Raw genomic sequence first — 15,834 nt, forward strand, 5'->3', positions numbered from 1 at the left:
TCACGCCATCTGCCGCCGCACCAGCTCGTGCAGCCGACCGGTGGTGTCGGCGAGGAGCCGGCCGGGCGGGCCCTGCTGGGCGATCCTGCCGTCCTCCATCACGATGACCCGGTCGGCGTCCAGCACCGTGGACAGGCGGTGGGCGATCACGATCCGGGTGGCGTTCAGGGCACGTGTGGACTCGATGACCTTGCGCTGCGTCTCGTTGTCCAGCGCGCTCGTCGCCTCGTCGAAGAACAGGATGCGGGGCCGGCGGATCAACGCCTGAGCGATCATGAGCCGCTGCCGCTGGCCGCCCGAGATCGCGCCGCTGCCCTGGACGATGGTGTGCAGCCCCATCGGCATCCGCTGGATGTCCTCCGCGAGGCCCGCCATCTCGGCCGCCGCCATCGCCTCCTCGGGGGTGTACGGCTCGGTGCCGCAGATGACGTCCAAAATGGACCCGTTCATCGGCTGCGCGTGCTGGAGCACCACCCCGCACTGGCGGCGCACCGCCGACTGGTCGAGCGCCGCGAGGTCCTGGCCGTCGTAGAGCACACTGCCGGACACCGGCTTGTCGAAGCCGATCAGCAGGCGCAGCAGGGTCGACTTGCCGCAGCCGCTCGGGCCCACGATCGCCACGAACTCGCCCGGCTTCACCTCGAACGAGACGTCGTCGAGGACCAGGGGACCGTCGTCGGCGTACCGGAACGACAGCCTGCGCGCCTCGATCGCCCCGGACAGGACCCCCGGCCGGGTGCTCGCCGTGCGCACCTCGGGGGTCGCGTCCAGGACCGGCCTGATCTCCTCGAACAGCGGCAGCGCGGCCACCGCCGACACGAACGCGCCGGTCAGCTGGGTGACCGAGGTGAGCAGCATGGTCATGGAGGTGTTGAAGGTGAGGAAGTCGGCGGCCGAGAGCGCACCCTTCGCGGGCCCCGCCAACAGCATGAACAGCAGCAGGGAGCACAGCGGCAGGTACACCGCGCCCAGCACCGTGGTGAGGTTCTTGATCCGGCCGACCTTCTGCTGGAGTTCGCGGCTGCGTGCGAACTCCCGCGCCCAGGCGGCGTAGGCGTAGTTCTCGGCCGCCGCCACCCGCAGCTTGGGCAGGCCGCGCAGGGTCTGGAACGCCTGGTTGTTCAGCTTGTTGCTGAGCTGCACCAGCCGCCGCTGCCAGCGCACCTGCCACAACCCCAACCCGAGGAAGACGGCGGCGATGACGACGAGCATGCCGATGGCGGCCATGGCCATGGGCACGCTGTACCACAGCAGCAGCCCCAGGTTCATCGCGCCGACCGTCACCGACTGGGCCACCGTGGGGCCGACTCCGGCGAGCAGCCGCCGGATGGCGCTGACCCCCATCGCGGCGCTCGCCAGCTCGCCCGTGGAGCGCTCGGCGAAGAACTTCGTCGGCAGCCTCAGCAGCCGGTCCCAGACCGCCGGCTGGAGCGTCGCCTCGATCCGCCCCTCGAGGCGCAGGATGGTCAGGTTCTCCAGCAGCATGAAGGCGGCCGCCACCACGCCGGTGACCATGAGGGCGAGGCAGACCTGGACGATCAGCCCTTCCTGCGCCTTCGGCACGTATTCCCCGAGCACCTTGCCGGTGGCGATCGGCACCAGTGCGCCGATCGCGACGGTGACCAGTCCACTGATGAGCAGGTTGACCAGATCGCCGCTCATGCCGCGCATGCTGAACCGCAGCAGCCCGAGCGGACCGAGCCGCTGGTCGGGCAGCGGGCGGTAGAACATCACGGCCCGCGGCGCGAACTCCGCCGCGTTCGCCTTCTCGATCGGTGTCTCGCGTCCCGACGACGGGTGCACGGCGACATAGCCGCCGCGCCGCCACAGCAGCGCCACCGGCGCGCCGGACAGTGCCCGGTGACCCACCAGCGGGCCGACGTTCTCGTGCCACCAGCGCCCGTCGAGCCGTACCGCCCGGGTGCGTACGCGTGAGGCGACCGCGATGCGCTCCACCGGGTCCAGGCGGTCGCTCTCGGCGCCGCTCCGCGTGGGTTCGGCGAGGGTGATGCCGGCCGCCTCGGCCACCAGTCTGCAGGCCGCGTAGGTGGCGTCGGCGTCGGCGGCCGTGGTGCGCCGTTCCGAGGACTTCCCGATGGACGCCAGCAACGTCCGGTCGGCCTGGGCGCGGACCGCCTCGCCCGCCTTGATACCGGCCGCGGTACGGGTCTCGTGGGTGCGCTCCAGCTGCTCGATCCACCGGTCCAGGGTGGCGAGGAGGCGGTACTGCTGGTCGACCATGCCCTGCCAGACCGCCGGGTCCATCAGTAGGTCGGCAGCGGCCTCCGCCCCGTACAGGGAGCCGTACTGGACGCTGCCCGGCGGCACCTGCATCCAGAAGACGTCGTCGTCGGTGATGTCGGCGGCCCGCTCGGTGGCCATCGGCGCCTGGAACAGGATCGACAGGCTCCGGCCGACACCGAGAGCGAGGGCGTACTCCAGGGGACTCGTCGTCGGCGGCACGTACTGCGGGTTGCCGTACTCGTCGTACGACCAGGTCTGGGTGTCGGCCTGCTGGTACAGCTCGCGCAGCTGGATGCGGCGCACCACGCAGTCGCGCACCGGCCGGGCGACCAGGGTGTGCTGGGGTCCCGCGACCGGGCCGAGCAGCAGGGAGCCGGGCTCGAGACGGCCCAGGTGGTGCCAGTGGCCCTGTACCGCCGCATCGACGGCGAACAGGTCCAGCGCGCCGGACGCCACCAGCCACAGCACCTGCGGCCCCTCCAGGTCGAGCCGGCTCAGGCCCGAGCAGTCGATGGGGGCGCCCATCGCGCCCAGAGCGCCCAGGACGACGTCGCCCTCGTGCACCGCCGTCATCCTCACCGCTCCCTGACCAGCTCGGCGTACGCCCCGCCGGCCGCCACCAGGGCGTCGTGCCGCCCGCGTTCCACGATCGTGCCGTGCTGGAGCACCACGATCTCGTCACTGTCGCGCACCGTGCTCAGCCGGTGCGCGATCACCACGCAGGCGCAGCCGCGCTTGCGCAGGTTGTCGATCACGGTCTGCTCGGTCTCCGCGTCCAGCGCGCTGGTCACCTCGTCGAGCACCAGGATGCTGGGGTCGCGCACCAACGCCCGTGCGATCTCCAGACGTTGGCGCTGCCCGCCGGAGAAGTTCCGCCCGTCCTGCTCCACCCGGCTGTGGACACCGCCCGGTCGGCGCATCACCACGTCGTACAGGGCCGCGTCCCGCAGGGCGGCGACCACCGCGTCGTCAGGGATCGACGGGTCCCACAGGGCCACGTTGTCGCGGACCGTGCCCTCGAAGAGGAAGATCTCCTGGTCGACGAAGGAGACCGAGGCGGCGAGCGCGCCGCGCGGAACGTCCTCCAGACGCCGGCCGTCGATACGGATCTCGCCCTCCCAGGGCGCGTACAGGCCGGCGATCAGCCGGGACACCGTGGACTTGCCGCTGCCCGAGCCACCGACCAGCGCCACCTGCTGGCCGGGGCCCACAGTCAGGCTGAAGCCGCTCAGCAGCGGCTTGTCGAGCGGGCTGTAGCCGAAGGTGATGTTCTCCAGCTCCACATGGCCGTGCAGCCGACGCGTCGACGCGCCGCCGCCGGAGCGGCCGTAGAGCGGGTCGGTCTGGAAGCTTTCCACGTCCTTCAGGCGGGCCACGTCCGCGGCGAAGTCCTGGATGCGGCCCGCGACCCCGTTCAGGCGCGTCAGCGGCGCGGTGAACCGGGTCACCAGGGCCTGGAAGGCGACCAGCAGACCCACCGAGATATGCCCCTCCACCGCCCGCAGGCCGCCGATCCACAGGATCAGCGCACTGTTGAGCGTGGCGAGCGTCGGCGCGACCACACCCAGCCAGGCGCTGGGCACACCGAGCCGCTGCTGCTCCTCCAGGGTCGTGGCGTGCTGGCCCGCCCACTTGCGGAAGTAGCCGTCCTCGCCGCCGGTCGCCTTCATCGTCTCGATCAACTGAAGGCCCGTGTAAGCGGTGTTGGTCAACCGTGCCGTGTCCGCGCGCAGCTTCGCGGTACGGGTCGCCCGCAGCCTTACGACGACCCGCATCGCCACCACGTTCAGCAGCGCCACCCCGATGCCGACGAACGTCAGCTGCGGGTCGTAGGTGTACAGCAGCACCGCGTACAGCACCACGACGATCGCGTCGACGCCCGCCGCCGCGAGGTCGCGGGCCAGGGTCTCGGCGACCGCGTCGTTGGACTGCAGCCGCTGCACCAGGTCGGCGGGGCTGCGCTGAGCGAAGAACGTCACCGGAAGCCGCAGCAGATGCCGCAGGAAACGCGCGCTGGAGAGCGTGGAGGAGATGATCCGGCCGCGCAGCAGGTTCGCCTGCTGCAACCAGGTCAGCACCACCGTCAGCAGCACACAGGCCGCCATCGACGCGAACAGCACGCCCAGCAGCGAGGTCTGCCGGCCGATCAGGAACATGTCGATGTACGTACGGCTCAGCGCGGGCAGCGCGGCACCGACCACCACCAGGAGCAGGCTCGCGAGGACCGCGGCGGGCAGGGTGCCCGCCGTGCCGCGCAGCCGGGCCGGCATCGCACCCAGGACGCCCGGCCTGCGGCCGCCCCGGGTGAAGCCCTGGCCTGGCTCCATCACCAGGACGACCCCGGTGAAGCTCGTGTCGAAGTCCTCCATCGGCACGAAACGGCGGCCCTTGCCGGGGTCGTTGACGTACACGCCCCGGCGGCCGAAACGGCGCCCCATGCCGTCGTAGACGACGTAGTGGTTGAACTCCCAGAACAGGATCGCGGGCGCGTTCACCTCGGCGAGCGCGGTCGTGTCCATCTGCATGCCCTTGGCCGTCAGACCGTAGCTGCGGGCCGCCTTGAGGAGGTTGCTGGCGCGTGAGCCGTCCCGGGAGACACCGCAGGCGATGCGCAGCTCCTCCAGCGGGACGTGCCGGCCGTAGTGGCCGAGGACCATCGCCAGGGAGGCGGCGCCGCACTCGACGGCCTCCATCTGAAGCACGGTGGGGGTGCGGACGCTCTTCCGCCGGGACGTGGGCACGGTGCGCTTCGGCGGCGCGGCACGGCGCCTGCCCCGAACCGGCGGCAGGGTGTCCTGGGGAGCGGTCACGGCAGGAGCCAATCGACGGGACGCTGATCGGCCATGCGGATGGAACCCGTGGCCAGGGTCATGGAGGAGAGGGGGAACGGCGGGCCGTCCGCGGACGACCACTGGTAGCCGCTCTTCGTGCCGGACGACGTGTCGAGCCGTACCAGCACGGCCACCGGGCGGCCCTTCTTGGTGAACTGCTCGCCCAACTGGTCGTCCCCGAGGAACGCGGCGATCTGCTGGGCCGACTGGGCCGTGCGGTCGACGGACCTCACATGGCCGCGCAGCACGCCGTACTGCTGGGCCGGCACCGACTGAACGGTGAGGTCGACGGCGGCGTTCGCGGGAATCGACGCGGCGCTCTCGGCGGGCACGTACACCGTCGCGTACAGCGGGTCCGAGGCGTGCTCGACCTTCTCCACCGCGGCGACGTCCGCCCCGGTGCGGATGATCTGGCCGACCGTGGCGGCGAGTTCGGTGATACGGCCCGCGGCGACCGTGCGGACCACCGATTCGCCCTGCTCGGTACGGACCTTGATCACGGGCGCGTTCGCGGGCAGCCGCCGGCCCTGCTCGGCGAGGATCGCGGTGACCTGTCCGGCCACCGGGCTCTGCAGGAGGTAACTGCCCTCCGCGTGCGTGAGGATGGCGGGCGCGCTGACCGTGGAGGCCACCGAGCCCGTGACGGCCCACACCGACGCGGCGGCCATGGCGACCACCGTCACGGCCAGGACCAGCCAGCCCTGGGGGCGGGCGAAGCGCACCGGGAGATCGAGCTCCTCGGGCGACTGCAGCTTGGCGAGGGCCTGCTGGCGGAACTGCACGGAACTTCCCTCACCTACTCCAGAAGATTCACGGCATCCGAGAGTCCCGGAACCGGGGAGCGGTTCCGGGACTCAGCGGTACGGCGGTGCGATCAGAGACCGGCGACCAGGTTCGTGACCGGGGCGGCGTTCAGGCCGGTGACACCCTCGACGGTGCCGACGGCCGTGCCGACCAGGCCGGAAACCGGGGCGATACCGTCCACCAGGCCGGTCGCGGTGCCCACGGCGTTGATCTGCAGGCCACCGGACACGGCGTCGAGCTCGGCGTCCGAGATCTCGGCGGTCTCAACCTGGGGGGTGGAGTTCATGATGGAACTTCCCTTCGTATGGATATTCACAAGGGGGGAGCGGCCCCTTCTGGGGACAGACGGTCGGCCGCGGCCCGCGAGCGCCGGGCACCCCGTTGCCGGGACCCCTGGGGTGGCCCCCGCGGTGCAACGGATCAAAGCACGGCGGCGCGCGGCGATTCCAATCAACCACCGCTCTCACCTGGGCAATTGACGTTGCGAAGCGCTGATCCGTGCAGGCGTGCGCACCACTTGGCGCCGACTTCTTCACATGCTGCGCGGCATCGTCGCGCACGGCCTCTTGCCGCCCCGACAAGGAATGGGACAGTCCGGGTTCAATGACGCGGCGCCCGGTGTGGGCCTGTGCAGATCCGTCGTACACGGTGACCCGCTTGCGCATTCGATGTGCAGATTCCCTGAAGCCGGGATTCGGGCCGGCGTGACCAACCCAGGGTTACCGGCAGGTAGCTCGCTGTGTCCACGGCCGCCGGACGAGTCGGTTCTTCTCCCCGGCAGCGCTCGACAGGCACCTTTGCCACCTATTTCACGCTTTCGCATACGCCAACTCAGCCAGTTGCAAAGTCCGTTGAACACCCCACCGGACACGCGCGTATCAACTGGCATCCAGGCGCCCCAGTCAGCTGCCGGACGGCGGCAACGGACCCCGTCCCCAGGAGGTCGAGAGTTGAGTCACAAACGCATACCCAAGCGCAAGGCCGCGATCGCGGTTGGAAGCGTGGCGGCGCTCGGAGCTGCGGCCCTTCTGCTGCCCAACGCCAACGCGTCCCAGACGGACTCGGCGTCGGGCGACACGCCGAAGACGTTCAAGGCGGCCGGTGTCTCGCTCGTCGCCAAGCAGCTCGCATCGCAGTTGGGTGACGCCTTCGCGGGCTCCTACTACAACGCGGAGAAGCAGCAGGTCGTCGTCAATGTGGTCGGTGACGACAGCAAAGTCGTCGACACCGTCAGAAAAGCGGGCGCGGTCCCCAACCAGGTGCACAACAGCACCGCCACGCTCCAGGCCGCCGCCAAGACGCTGCGCACCAAGGCGACGATCCCCGGTACCGCGTGGTCCGTCGACCCCAAGACCAACGAGATCCAGGTCAGCGCCGACCGCACGGTCACCGGCTCCAAGTGGAACACGCTTGAGTCGACGGTCAAGAGCCTCGGCTCGGGCGTGGCGACCCTCAAGAAGTCGTCGGGCACCTTCAAGACCTTCGTGTCGGGCGGCGACGCCATCTTCGCGCAGGCGAACGGCGGTGGCGTCCGTTGCTCCCTCGGCTTCAACGTCACCGCCGGCGACGGCAGCCCGGCCTTCCTGACGGCCGGTCACTGCGGAGTCGCGGCGAAGCAGTGGTCCGACTCCCAGAACGGCCGGCCGATCGCCACCGTCGACCAGGCCACCTTCCCGGGCAACGGCGACTTCTCCCTCGTCAAGTACGACGACCCGAACACCCAGGCCCCGAGCGAGGTCAACGTCGGCAACGGGCAGACGGTCCAGATCACCCAGGCCGCGGACGCGGTGGTGGGCCAGCAGGTCTTCCGGATGGGCAGCACCACGGGGCTGCACGACGGGACGGTCACCGGGCTCGACGCCACCGTCAACTTCCAGAGCGAGACCGACCCGGGCGGCGTCGACACCGTCACCGGGCTCATCCAGACGAACGTCTGCGCCGAGGCCGGTGACAGCGGAGGCTCCCTGTTCACCCAGGACGGCAGCGCGATCGGCCTGACCTCGGGCGGCAGCGGCGACTGCACCGCCGGCGGCGAGACCTTCTTCCAGCCGGTGACCACGGCGCTCCAGGCGACGGGCGCGACGCTCGGCGCGGGCGGCGCGGCCGGCGCGGGCGGCGCGGGCGACCAGAGCGGTGCCGGTGCGGGTGCGGGCGACCAGTCGGCGAGCCCGGGTGGCCAGCAGGGTGCCGGTGACCAGAGCGGTGCGGGTGCCGGTGCCGGTGCCGGTGCCGGTGAGCAGAGCGGTGCCGGTGCGGGTGACCAGAGCGGTGCCGGTCAGCAGTCGGCGAGCCCCGGTGATCAGTCGGGTGGGGCCGCCGACCAGTCCGGCAACGCCGGCGACCAGTCGGGCAGCGGCGTCGGCGACGGCTCCGGACTGGTGTCGAGCCACTGACCGGGAAGCGCCAGCGGTTCCCCGGTCGGTGGAACGGTCCGGCCCTCCGGCGGGAGGGCCGGACCGCTCCGTTTCCAGGCCCCGGCGGGGCTGCCCGTGCGGTCCGTGGGCGGCCCGTCACCCTGCGCAGCGGGCGTGCCGTTCCCCGCGCCCGCTCTGCCGCGCACCCGCGAGCCGCCGGTCCGTACGCTCACAGGGGCTGCGCGAGCGCCCGGGACGCGCTCTAATTGCAGAGTGGGCAGTGAGGGCACTGCGGGACGCAGAATGAGAACGCTGCGCGCGGAACTTGCCCTCAAGACGCTCGCGGCGGACCTCGACCCGCGCGAGCGCCTGCGACGCGTGCTCGAACAAGTGCTCGTCTTCACCGGAGCCACCCTCGCCGTCGTCTACAGCCCGGAAGAGGGCGGCGACCAGCTGACCCTCACCGAGTCGGCCGGCGTGCCGCGGGCGCTGTACGGGCTGCGTGACGTCTACTCCCTCTCCGGCTCGAGTCCCGCCGCCGAGGTGCACCGCTCCGGGCAGACCCGGTGGCTCACCCCCGAGGACATCGGCCGCTGCGCCGACGCGCGCCGGATGCCCGCCGGAGACTTCTCCCTGGGAGTCCTGCCGCTGCGCGGCGGGGGATGCCTGGCCGCCGTCAGCGACGGCCCGGACGGCTTCGACACCGACGACCGCGCGTGTCTGGAGCTCTTCGCCGAGGCCGTCACCTGCCCGCCTCCGGGCGCGGCCGACACCGGTGGGCTGCCCGGCAGCTCCTTCACGCTCGACATGGACAGCGGCCGTGTGCAGGTCGACGACGAGATGCTGGGGCTGTTCGGCATCGACACCGGCGAGTTCGACGGCCGTGTCGAGACCCTGCTCGCCCGGACCGTTCCGGAGGACCTGCCCTCCGTGATGTCCGTCGTCGAGGCCGACCACATGTCCATCGGCGACCGCGAACTGGAGTTCCGCATCCTCCAGCCCTCCGGCGAGCCGAGGTGGCTGCGGCTGCGCGGGCGCCTGCAGCCCGCCGGGGAGGGACACCCGGTCCGGCTCGTCGGGACGGTCACCGACGCGTCCCAACTGCGCCCCGGCGTCAGCGACGTCACCCGCATCCAGCGGCTCGCGGCCGCCCTCGCCACCGCCGGCACCGTGCGCGACGTCAGCAGGGCCGTGGTCACCGCCCTGCGGGGCCCTCTGCGGGCGGACCGCATCGCCCTCGCCGAGCTGGAGTCCGACCGCCTCGTCGTCACCGTCCTGGACCCGCCCGAACCGGAGGCCTGGCCGGAGCTGTGGCGCACCGAGTGGCGCTCGGAGTGGCCGGACGCGCCCGTCCGCGCCATGCCGACCCTCGCCACGGCGCTCAGGGAAGGCCGCGCCGCGATCTGGCCCGCCGGCACCCCCTGGAACCCGCGCTCGCCGAGGTCGGCCCCGGCGGTCTCGCCGTGCTGCCGCTGCCCGCCGGCGGGCGCATGGCGGCGCCTGCCTCGTCGGCTGGGACAGCCCGCACGACTTCGGCCCCGACGAGCGCGCCCTGCTCACCGCCGTCGCCGGTCTCGCCGGGCAGGCGCTGATGCGTGCCCACGCCTTCGACGCCGAGCACGAGCTGATCGGCATGCTCCAGCGCGCCCTCCTGCCGCGTCGCCTGCCCGCGCTGCCCGGAGCCGTCGCCGTCGCCCGCTACCTGCCCACCACCGCCGGTCTGGAACTCGGCGGCGACTGGTACGACGTGATCCCGCTGCCCGACAACCACGTCGCCCTCGTCATCGGCGACGTCCAGGGCCACAGCGCCGGAGCGGCCACGCTGATGGGCCAGATGCGGACGGCGCTGCGCGCGTACGCGGCCGAGGGCCACCCCCCTGACGTCGTCGTCTCGCACGCCAACCGGCTCCTCGTGGACATGGAGTCCGACCTCTTCGCGACCTGCTGCTACGTCGACGTCGACATGGAGCAGGGCACCGCCTGGTGCGTCCGCGCGGGGCACCTCCCGCCGCTGCTGCGCCACCCGGACGGCAGTACCGAGATCACCGAGTCGGAGGGCGGACCGCCCCTCGGGGTCGTCACCCAGGCCGACTACCCGATGAGCCCGCTCCGGCTGCAGCCCGGCACGGTCGTCGCCCTCACCACGGACGGCCTGGTCGAGTCGGCCGAAGTCGACATCGAGGACGGCCTCGCGCGGATCGCCGGCGAGCTGTCCGCCGCCGACCCCGCGCACCTCGGACTCGTCGCCGACGCGCTGCTCGCCGAGGCCAACCGCAGCGACGACGTGGCGCTGCTCCTCGTGCGCTACGACGGCATGGCGATGCTCCCGCTGCGTGAGAGCTGGACGGTGTGGCGCGTTCCCGAAGCGGTCCGGCACGCCCGCCGCTTCACCCGACGCACCCTGCGGTCCTGGGGCGTGCCCGAGGAGACCGACACGGCGCTCCTCGTCGTCTCCGAACTCGTCACCAACGCCCTCGTCCACACCGACGGCCAGGTCCGGCTCGACCTCACCCTGTCCAACCACCGGCTGCGCGTCGCGGTCGCGGACTCCTCTCCGCGCACGCCCGTCAAGCCGACGAGCATCGGCTGGGAGGCGACGGGCGGACGTGGCATCCTGCTCGTCGAAGCCATGTCCGACACGTGGGGGACACTCCCGGTCAGCGGCGGCAAGCAGGTGTGGGCGGACATCGTCCTGGAGCACTCACCTGCCGACGCGCAGACCTGACCCGGATGACACCCTGGTGTCGTGCGTCTGCTCATGATGTCCGACACCCACCTCCCCAAGCGCGCGAAGGCACTGCCCGCGCCGCTGCTCGCCGAACTCCCGCGCGCCGATGTCGTGATCCACGCCGGCGACTGGGTGGACGTCGCCACGCTCGACCTGCTGCGGAGCCGGTCCGCCCGGCTGATCGGCGTGTACGGCAACAACGACGGCCCGGCCCTGCGCGCCCGGCTCCCGGAAGTGGCCCGCGCCGACCTCGACGGCCTGCGCCTCGGCGTCGTCCACGAGACGGGACCCGCCCAGGGCCGGGAACGCCGCTGTGCCGACCGGTTCCCCGACCTCGACGTGCTGGTGTTCGGCCACAGCCACATCCCCTGGGACACCACCACGGACACCGGCCTGCGCCTGCTCAACCCCGGCTCCCCGACCGACCGCCGCCGCCAGCCCGACTGCACGTACATGACGGCCACCGTGACCGGCGGCGAACTGACGGACGTCCGGCTGCACCGGCTGCCCCGCGGAAAATCACTGGAGTCCTGACAACCCGTTTGGGTGAGATGGGTCGGTGCTGATCGATACCGACCTCGTACGCCGTCTGCTGGCGGCCCAGTTCCCGCAGTGGGCCCGCCTCCCGATCGCCCCGGTCCCGGCCTCAGGCATGGACAACGCGACGTTCCGCCTCGGGGAGGAGCTGTCCGTACGCCTCCCGCGCTACCCGCACTGGGCCGGTCAGGTCGAGCGGGAGCAGACCTGGCTGCCCCGGCTCGCGCCCCATCTGCCGCTGCCCGTCAGCGAACCCGTCGCCAAGGGAGAGCCGGGCGAGGGGTACCCCTACCCGTGGTCCGTCTACCGCTGGCTGGACGGCGAGACGGCCACCCCGGAAGGACTCGCCGACCCCCGCCGTACCGCGCTCGAACTGGCGGCGTTCCTGACCGCGCTTCAGGGGATCGACCCGACGGGCGGACCCGCTCCCGAGCAGAGCAACGCCTTCCGGGGCGTGCCGATGGGCGACGAGCGGGACTCGCTCGCGTCCGAGGCACGGGTGCGGCCCAAGATCGAGGCGCTCGAGCGGTCCGGTCTGATCGACGCCGACGCGGTGACGGAGGTCTGGGAGGCGGCCCTCGCCGCACCCGCCTGGCACCGGCCGCCCGTCTGGGTCCACGGCGACCTCGCCGTCGGCAACCTCCTCGCCGTGGACGGCCGGCTGAGCGCGGTCATCGACTTCGGCACCCTCGCCGTCGGTGACCCGGCGGTCGACCTGCTCGCCGCCTGGAAGTTCCTGCCGGACGAGGTGCGCGGCGACTTCCGCAAGGCGCTCGACGTCGATGACGCGACCTGGGCCCGTGGCCGGGGCTGGGCCCTCGCGGGCTCCCTGCCGGTGCCGGACGACCCCTACTTCCAGCAGGACCCGTCCAGGGTGCGCACCGCCCTGCACCATCTGGAGCAGCTCATCGCCGACCACAGGAGTGAGCGCGCCTGAAAATCCGTTGCCGTCACCGTCGCGGTCCTGCTGGACTGCACGGGACAGAGTCGTCGAAACCGAGGAGCCCCCATGCGCACAGCGTTCATGTCCACCCAGCAAGGAACCAGCACCCTCCCTAAGACGTCATCTCAATTGGTGGCATCGGTAGGCTGTGGGTCGTGGTGAGGATTGTTGAGCGGCTGGTGCCGGACGAATTGTGGGAGTTGTTCCAGCGGGTGGTGCCTGACGCCCCTTCGCGGCCTCAGGGCGGTGGCCGCCGCCGGCATGGCGACCGTGAAGTGCTGGCCGCGATCGTGTTCGTGGCCACGTCGGGCTGCACGTGGCAGCAGTTGCCCGCTGCGTCGTTCGGTCCGTCGGGGGCGACGGCTCACCGCCGTTTTGCCGAGTGGACGCAGGCCAGGGTGTGGGCCAAGCTCCACCGCCTGGTCCTCGACGAGCTCGGCTCCCGCGGCGAGTTGGACTGGTCCCGCTGCGCGATCGACTCGGTGAACATGCGGGCCCTGAAAGGGGGACCTGACAGGCCCGAATCCTGTTGATCGGGGCAAGTACGGATCGAAGATCCATTTGATCACCGAGCGGACGGGTCTGCCCCTGTCCGTCGGAATCTCCGGGGCGAACCTGCACGACAGCCAGGCACTGATTCCCCTGGTGAAGGGCATACCACCGATCCGCTCCCGCCGCGGGCGGCGGCGACGCAGGCCGGACAAGCTCCACGCAGACAAGGGCTACGACTATCCTCACCTGCGGCGATGGTTACGAGAGCGCGGCATCAAGCACCGCATCGCCCGCAAGGGGATCGAGACCTCGCAGCGACTCGGCCGCCACCGCTGGACCATCGAGCGCACCATGTCCTGGCTCGCCGGCTGCCGCCGCCTCCACCGCCGCTATGAGCGTAAGGCCGAGCACTTCCTCGCCTTCACGAGCATCGCCTGCACCCTCATCTGTTATCGGCGGCTTGTCTGCTGATGTGGGCCTGCAGCAGTTTCACGGCCAGGTCGTGGCCGTGGTGATTGGCCATGTCCATGGGGGTGCGGCCGTCTGGGTCTGCGAGCTCCGGATCAGCCCCGAAGGCAAGCAGCACGGCCGTGGTGTGCACAGTCAACGGCTGCCCGCTCTGCAGAGAGCCATCACCCTCGACATCGATCGCGTGCGTCAGCAGCGTCATGTTGCTGAAGACCTCATCGGGATCGGAACCAGCGGCCAGCAACCGGGCCAAGGCCTCAGCATCCTCCTGCTCGACCGCGTGATGCGCGGGTGTCCAGTGGTCGCTCACGACGACATTCAACCGTCCCCACGGCACGCCTGCCAGCAACTATCTACGCCATCAGCCACCAATTGAGATGACGTCTAAGGACATGACGCTCTGTGCCCACGCTGAACCTGGGAATCCTCGCGCACGTAGACGCGGGTAAGACAAGCCTCACCGAGCGGCTGCTGCACGCCGCCGGAGTGATCGACGAGATCGGCAGCGTCGACGACGGCAGCACCCAGACCGATACCCTCGCGCTGGAGAGACAGCGCGGCATCACCATCAAGTCCGCCGTCGTCTCGTTCACGCTCGACGACGTCACCGTCAACCTGATCGACACCCCCGGCCACCCCGACTTCATCGCCGAGGTCGAGCGGGTGCTGGGTGTGCTCGACGGCGCGGTGCTCGTCGTCTCCGCGGTGGAGGGCGTCCAGGCCCAGACGCGCATCCTGATGCGCACCCTGCGACGGCTGCGGATCCCCACCCTCGTCTTCGTCAACAAGATCGACCGCGGCGGCGCGCACGACGGCCGGACTCTCACCGCCCTGGCCGAGCGCCTCACCCCGTCGGTGGTCCCGATGGGACGGCCGTACGGACTCGGCACACGCGATGCGCACGTGGTGCCGTACGACATCCACGGCACCGCGTTCACCGCGCGGCTGCTCGACGTCCTCGCCGAGCACGACGAGGGGCTGCTGGCCGCGTACGTCGAGGACGCGGTGTCCTACGAGCGGCTGCGTCGCGCCCTCGTCGAGCAGACCCGGCGCGCCCTGGTGCACCCCGTGTTCTTCGGTTCGGCGATCACGGGAGCGGGTGTCCGCGAGCTGATCGGCGGTCTCACGGAACTGCTGCCGGCCGCCGACGGCGACACCGAGGGGCCTGCCTCCGGCACCGTCTTCAAGGTCGAGCGGGGACCGGCGGGGGAGAAGATCGCGTACGCGCGGGTGTTCTCGGGGACCCTGCGGACCCGTGACCGGCTGGTGTTCCGGGACGGACGAGAGGGCAAGGTCACCGCGATCAGCGTCTTCGACCGGGGCGGAGCGGACCGCGTGGCATCGGTGACGGCGGGCCGCATCGGCAAGCTGTGGGGCCTGACCGACGTCCGTATCGGCGACACCTTCGGCGAGGCGCCGCGCGCGGAGCCGCCGGGGCACCACTTCTCGCCGCCCACCCTGGAGACCGTCGTCGTCCCCGCCCGCCCGCGCGACGGGGGAGCGCTGCACCTCGCGCTCACCCAACTCGCCGAACAGGACCCGCTCATCGCGCTGCGGCAGGACGAGCTCCGCCAGGAGATCTCCGTCTCGTTGTACGGCGAGGTCCAGAAGGAGGTCATCCAGGCGACCCTGGCCGGGGAGTACGGACTTGCCGTCACCTTCCGCGAGACGACGCCGCTGTGTGTCGAACGGCCCGTCGGCACGGGCGCGGCGGTCGAGTTCAACAAGAAGGAGCCCAACCCCTTCCTGGCCACCGTGGGTCTGCGTATCGACCCCGCCCCGGTCGGCTCGGGCGTCACGTTCCGTCTGGAGGTGGAGCTCGGTTCGATGCCGTACGCCTTTTTCAAGGCGGTGGAGGACACGGTGAACGAGACCCTCGCACAGGGCCTGCACGGCTGGCAGGTGACCGACTGCACGGTCACCATGACGCACTCGGGCTACTCCCCGCGGCAGAGCCACGCCCACCAGGGCTTCGACAAGAGCATGTCGAGTACGGGCGCGGACTTCCGGGGCCTGACCCCGCTGGTCGTGGTGACCGCGCTCCGGCGGGCGGCCACCCGGGTGTACGAGCCGATGCACCGCTTCCGGATCGAGGCCCCGGCGGACACGCTCGGCGCGCTGCTGCCGGTTCTCACCCGGTTGCGCGCGGTCCCGGGGACCACGTCGCTGCGCGGACGCACCTGTGTTCTCGAGGGCCGGGTGCCGGCTGCCCAGGTGCACGAGCTGGAGCAGACGCTGCCGGGGCTCACCCGCGGCGAGGGCGAGCTGGAGTCCGCGTTCGACCACTACGCCCCGGTGACCGGTGGCGCGGTACCGAGCCGCCCGCGCACGGACAACAACCCGCTCGACCGGGAGGAGTACCTGCTGCGGCTGATGCGGAGGGTGCCGGGGCGTGCGGCGGGCGTGCCGTCCTGAACGCGGCGAACGCACCGC

Annotated in this window: 10 protein-coding genes and 1 pseudogene; 6 read left to right on the plus strand and 5 right to left on the minus strand. The window is 71.4% G+C overall.

The genetic code is table 11. From position 1 onward, the window contains the following. The 4 genes from N8I84_RS37380 to N8I84_RS37395 all read right to left on the minus strand — a co-directional run bounded on the left by N8I84_RS37380 (nt 1) and on the right by N8I84_RS37395 (nt 6,165). Nucleotides 1–2,817, minus strand: coding sequence for an NHLP bacteriocin export ABC transporter permease/ATPase subunit (locus N8I84_RS37380; protein ID WP_263233934.1), 2,817 nt, complete (start codon nt 2,815–2,817; stop codon nt 1–3). Between the two features lie 2 nt (nt 2,818–2,819). Next, on the minus strand, nt 2,820–5,054 hold the full coding sequence (locus N8I84_RS37385; RefSeq protein WP_263233935.1) for an NHLP family bacteriocin export ABC transporter peptidase/permease/ATPase subunit: 2,235 nt from the start codon (nt 5,052–5,054) through the stop codon (nt 2,820–2,822). After that, on the minus strand, nt 5,051–5,857 hold the full coding sequence (locus N8I84_RS37390; RefSeq protein WP_263233937.1) for an HlyD family efflux transporter periplasmic adaptor subunit: 807 nt from the start codon (nt 5,855–5,857) through the stop codon (nt 5,051–5,053). Before N8I84_RS37390 ends, N8I84_RS37385 begins: the two co-directional genes overlap by 4 nt. A 92-nt stretch (nt 5,858–5,949) precedes the next feature. After that, nucleotides 5,950–6,165, minus strand: coding sequence for a type A2 lantipeptide (locus tag N8I84_RS37395; protein WP_263233938.1), 216 nt, complete (start codon nt 6,163–6,165; stop codon nt 5,950–5,952). Nucleotides 6,166–6,829: 664 nt separating this feature from the next. Here N8I84_RS37395 and N8I84_RS37400 point away from each other — a divergent pair. The 5 genes and pseudogenes from N8I84_RS37400 to N8I84_RS37420 all read left to right on the plus strand — a co-directional run bounded on the left by N8I84_RS37400 (nt 6,830) and on the right by N8I84_RS37420 (nt 13,404). After that, nucleotides 6,830–8,272, plus strand: coding sequence for a S1 family peptidase (locus tag N8I84_RS37400; RefSeq protein WP_263233939.1), 1,443 nt, complete (start codon nt 6,830–6,832; stop codon nt 8,270–8,272). 264 nt (nt 8,273–8,536) lie between these two features. After that, nucleotides 8,537–10,958, plus strand: a pseudogene (locus N8I84_RS37405) (SpoIIE family protein phosphatase). Between the two features lie 21 nt (nt 10,959–10,979). Further along, nucleotides 10,980–11,495, plus strand: coding sequence for a metallophosphoesterase family protein (locus N8I84_RS37410; protein ID WP_263233940.1), 516 nt, complete (start codon nt 10,980–10,982; stop codon nt 11,493–11,495). Between the two features lie 25 nt (nt 11,496–11,520). Then, complete coding sequence (locus N8I84_RS37415) at nt 11,521–12,435, plus strand: aminoglycoside phosphotransferase family protein (RefSeq protein ID WP_263233941.1); 915 nt, start codon at nt 11,521–11,523, stop codon at nt 12,433–12,435. A 170-nt stretch (nt 12,436–12,605) separates the two neighbouring features. Further along, a protein-coding gene (locus N8I84_RS37420) for an IS5 family transposase (RefSeq protein ID WP_263235014.1) occupies nt 12,606–13,404 on the plus strand; the annotation gives its coding sequence in 2 pieces (ribosomal slippage) (nt 12,606–12,946 and nt 12,945–13,404; 801 coding nt in all). On the opposite strand, the gene N8I84_RS37425 is transcribed toward N8I84_RS37420, so the two are convergent. Beyond that, a complete protein-coding gene (locus N8I84_RS37425; protein ID WP_263228084.1) occupies nt 13,376–13,711 on the minus strand; it encodes an ankyrin repeat domain-containing protein in 336 nt (111 codons plus the stop codon). The two genes, N8I84_RS37420 and N8I84_RS37425, sit on opposite strands and share 29 nt — an antisense overlap. Nucleotides 13,712–13,803: 92 nt before the next feature. Between N8I84_RS37425 and N8I84_RS37430 the strand changes: the two genes are divergently transcribed. Further along, nucleotides 13,804–15,816: an elongation factor G gene (locus tag N8I84_RS37430; protein WP_263233942.1), complete on the plus strand. Its 2,013-nt coding sequence runs from the start codon at nt 13,804–13,806 to the stop codon at nt 15,814–15,816. Nucleotides 15,817–15,834 lie beyond the last annotated feature (18 nt).

This window comes from Streptomyces cynarae (assembly GCF_025642135.1).
In the GTDB taxonomy this organism is placed as follows: domain Bacteria; phylum Actinomycetota; class Actinomycetes; order Streptomycetales; family Streptomycetaceae; genus Streptomyces; species Streptomyces cynarae.

Coding starts and splice junctions, on each gene's coding strand:
- N8I84_RS37380 (WP_263233934.1), bottom strand. CDS start 2,817: ATGACGGCGGTGCACGAGGGCGACGTCGTCCTGGGCGCTCTGGGCGCG.
- N8I84_RS37395 (WP_263233938.1), bottom strand. CDS start 6,165: ATGAACTCCACCCCCCAGGTTGAGACCGCCGAGATCTCGGACGCCGAG.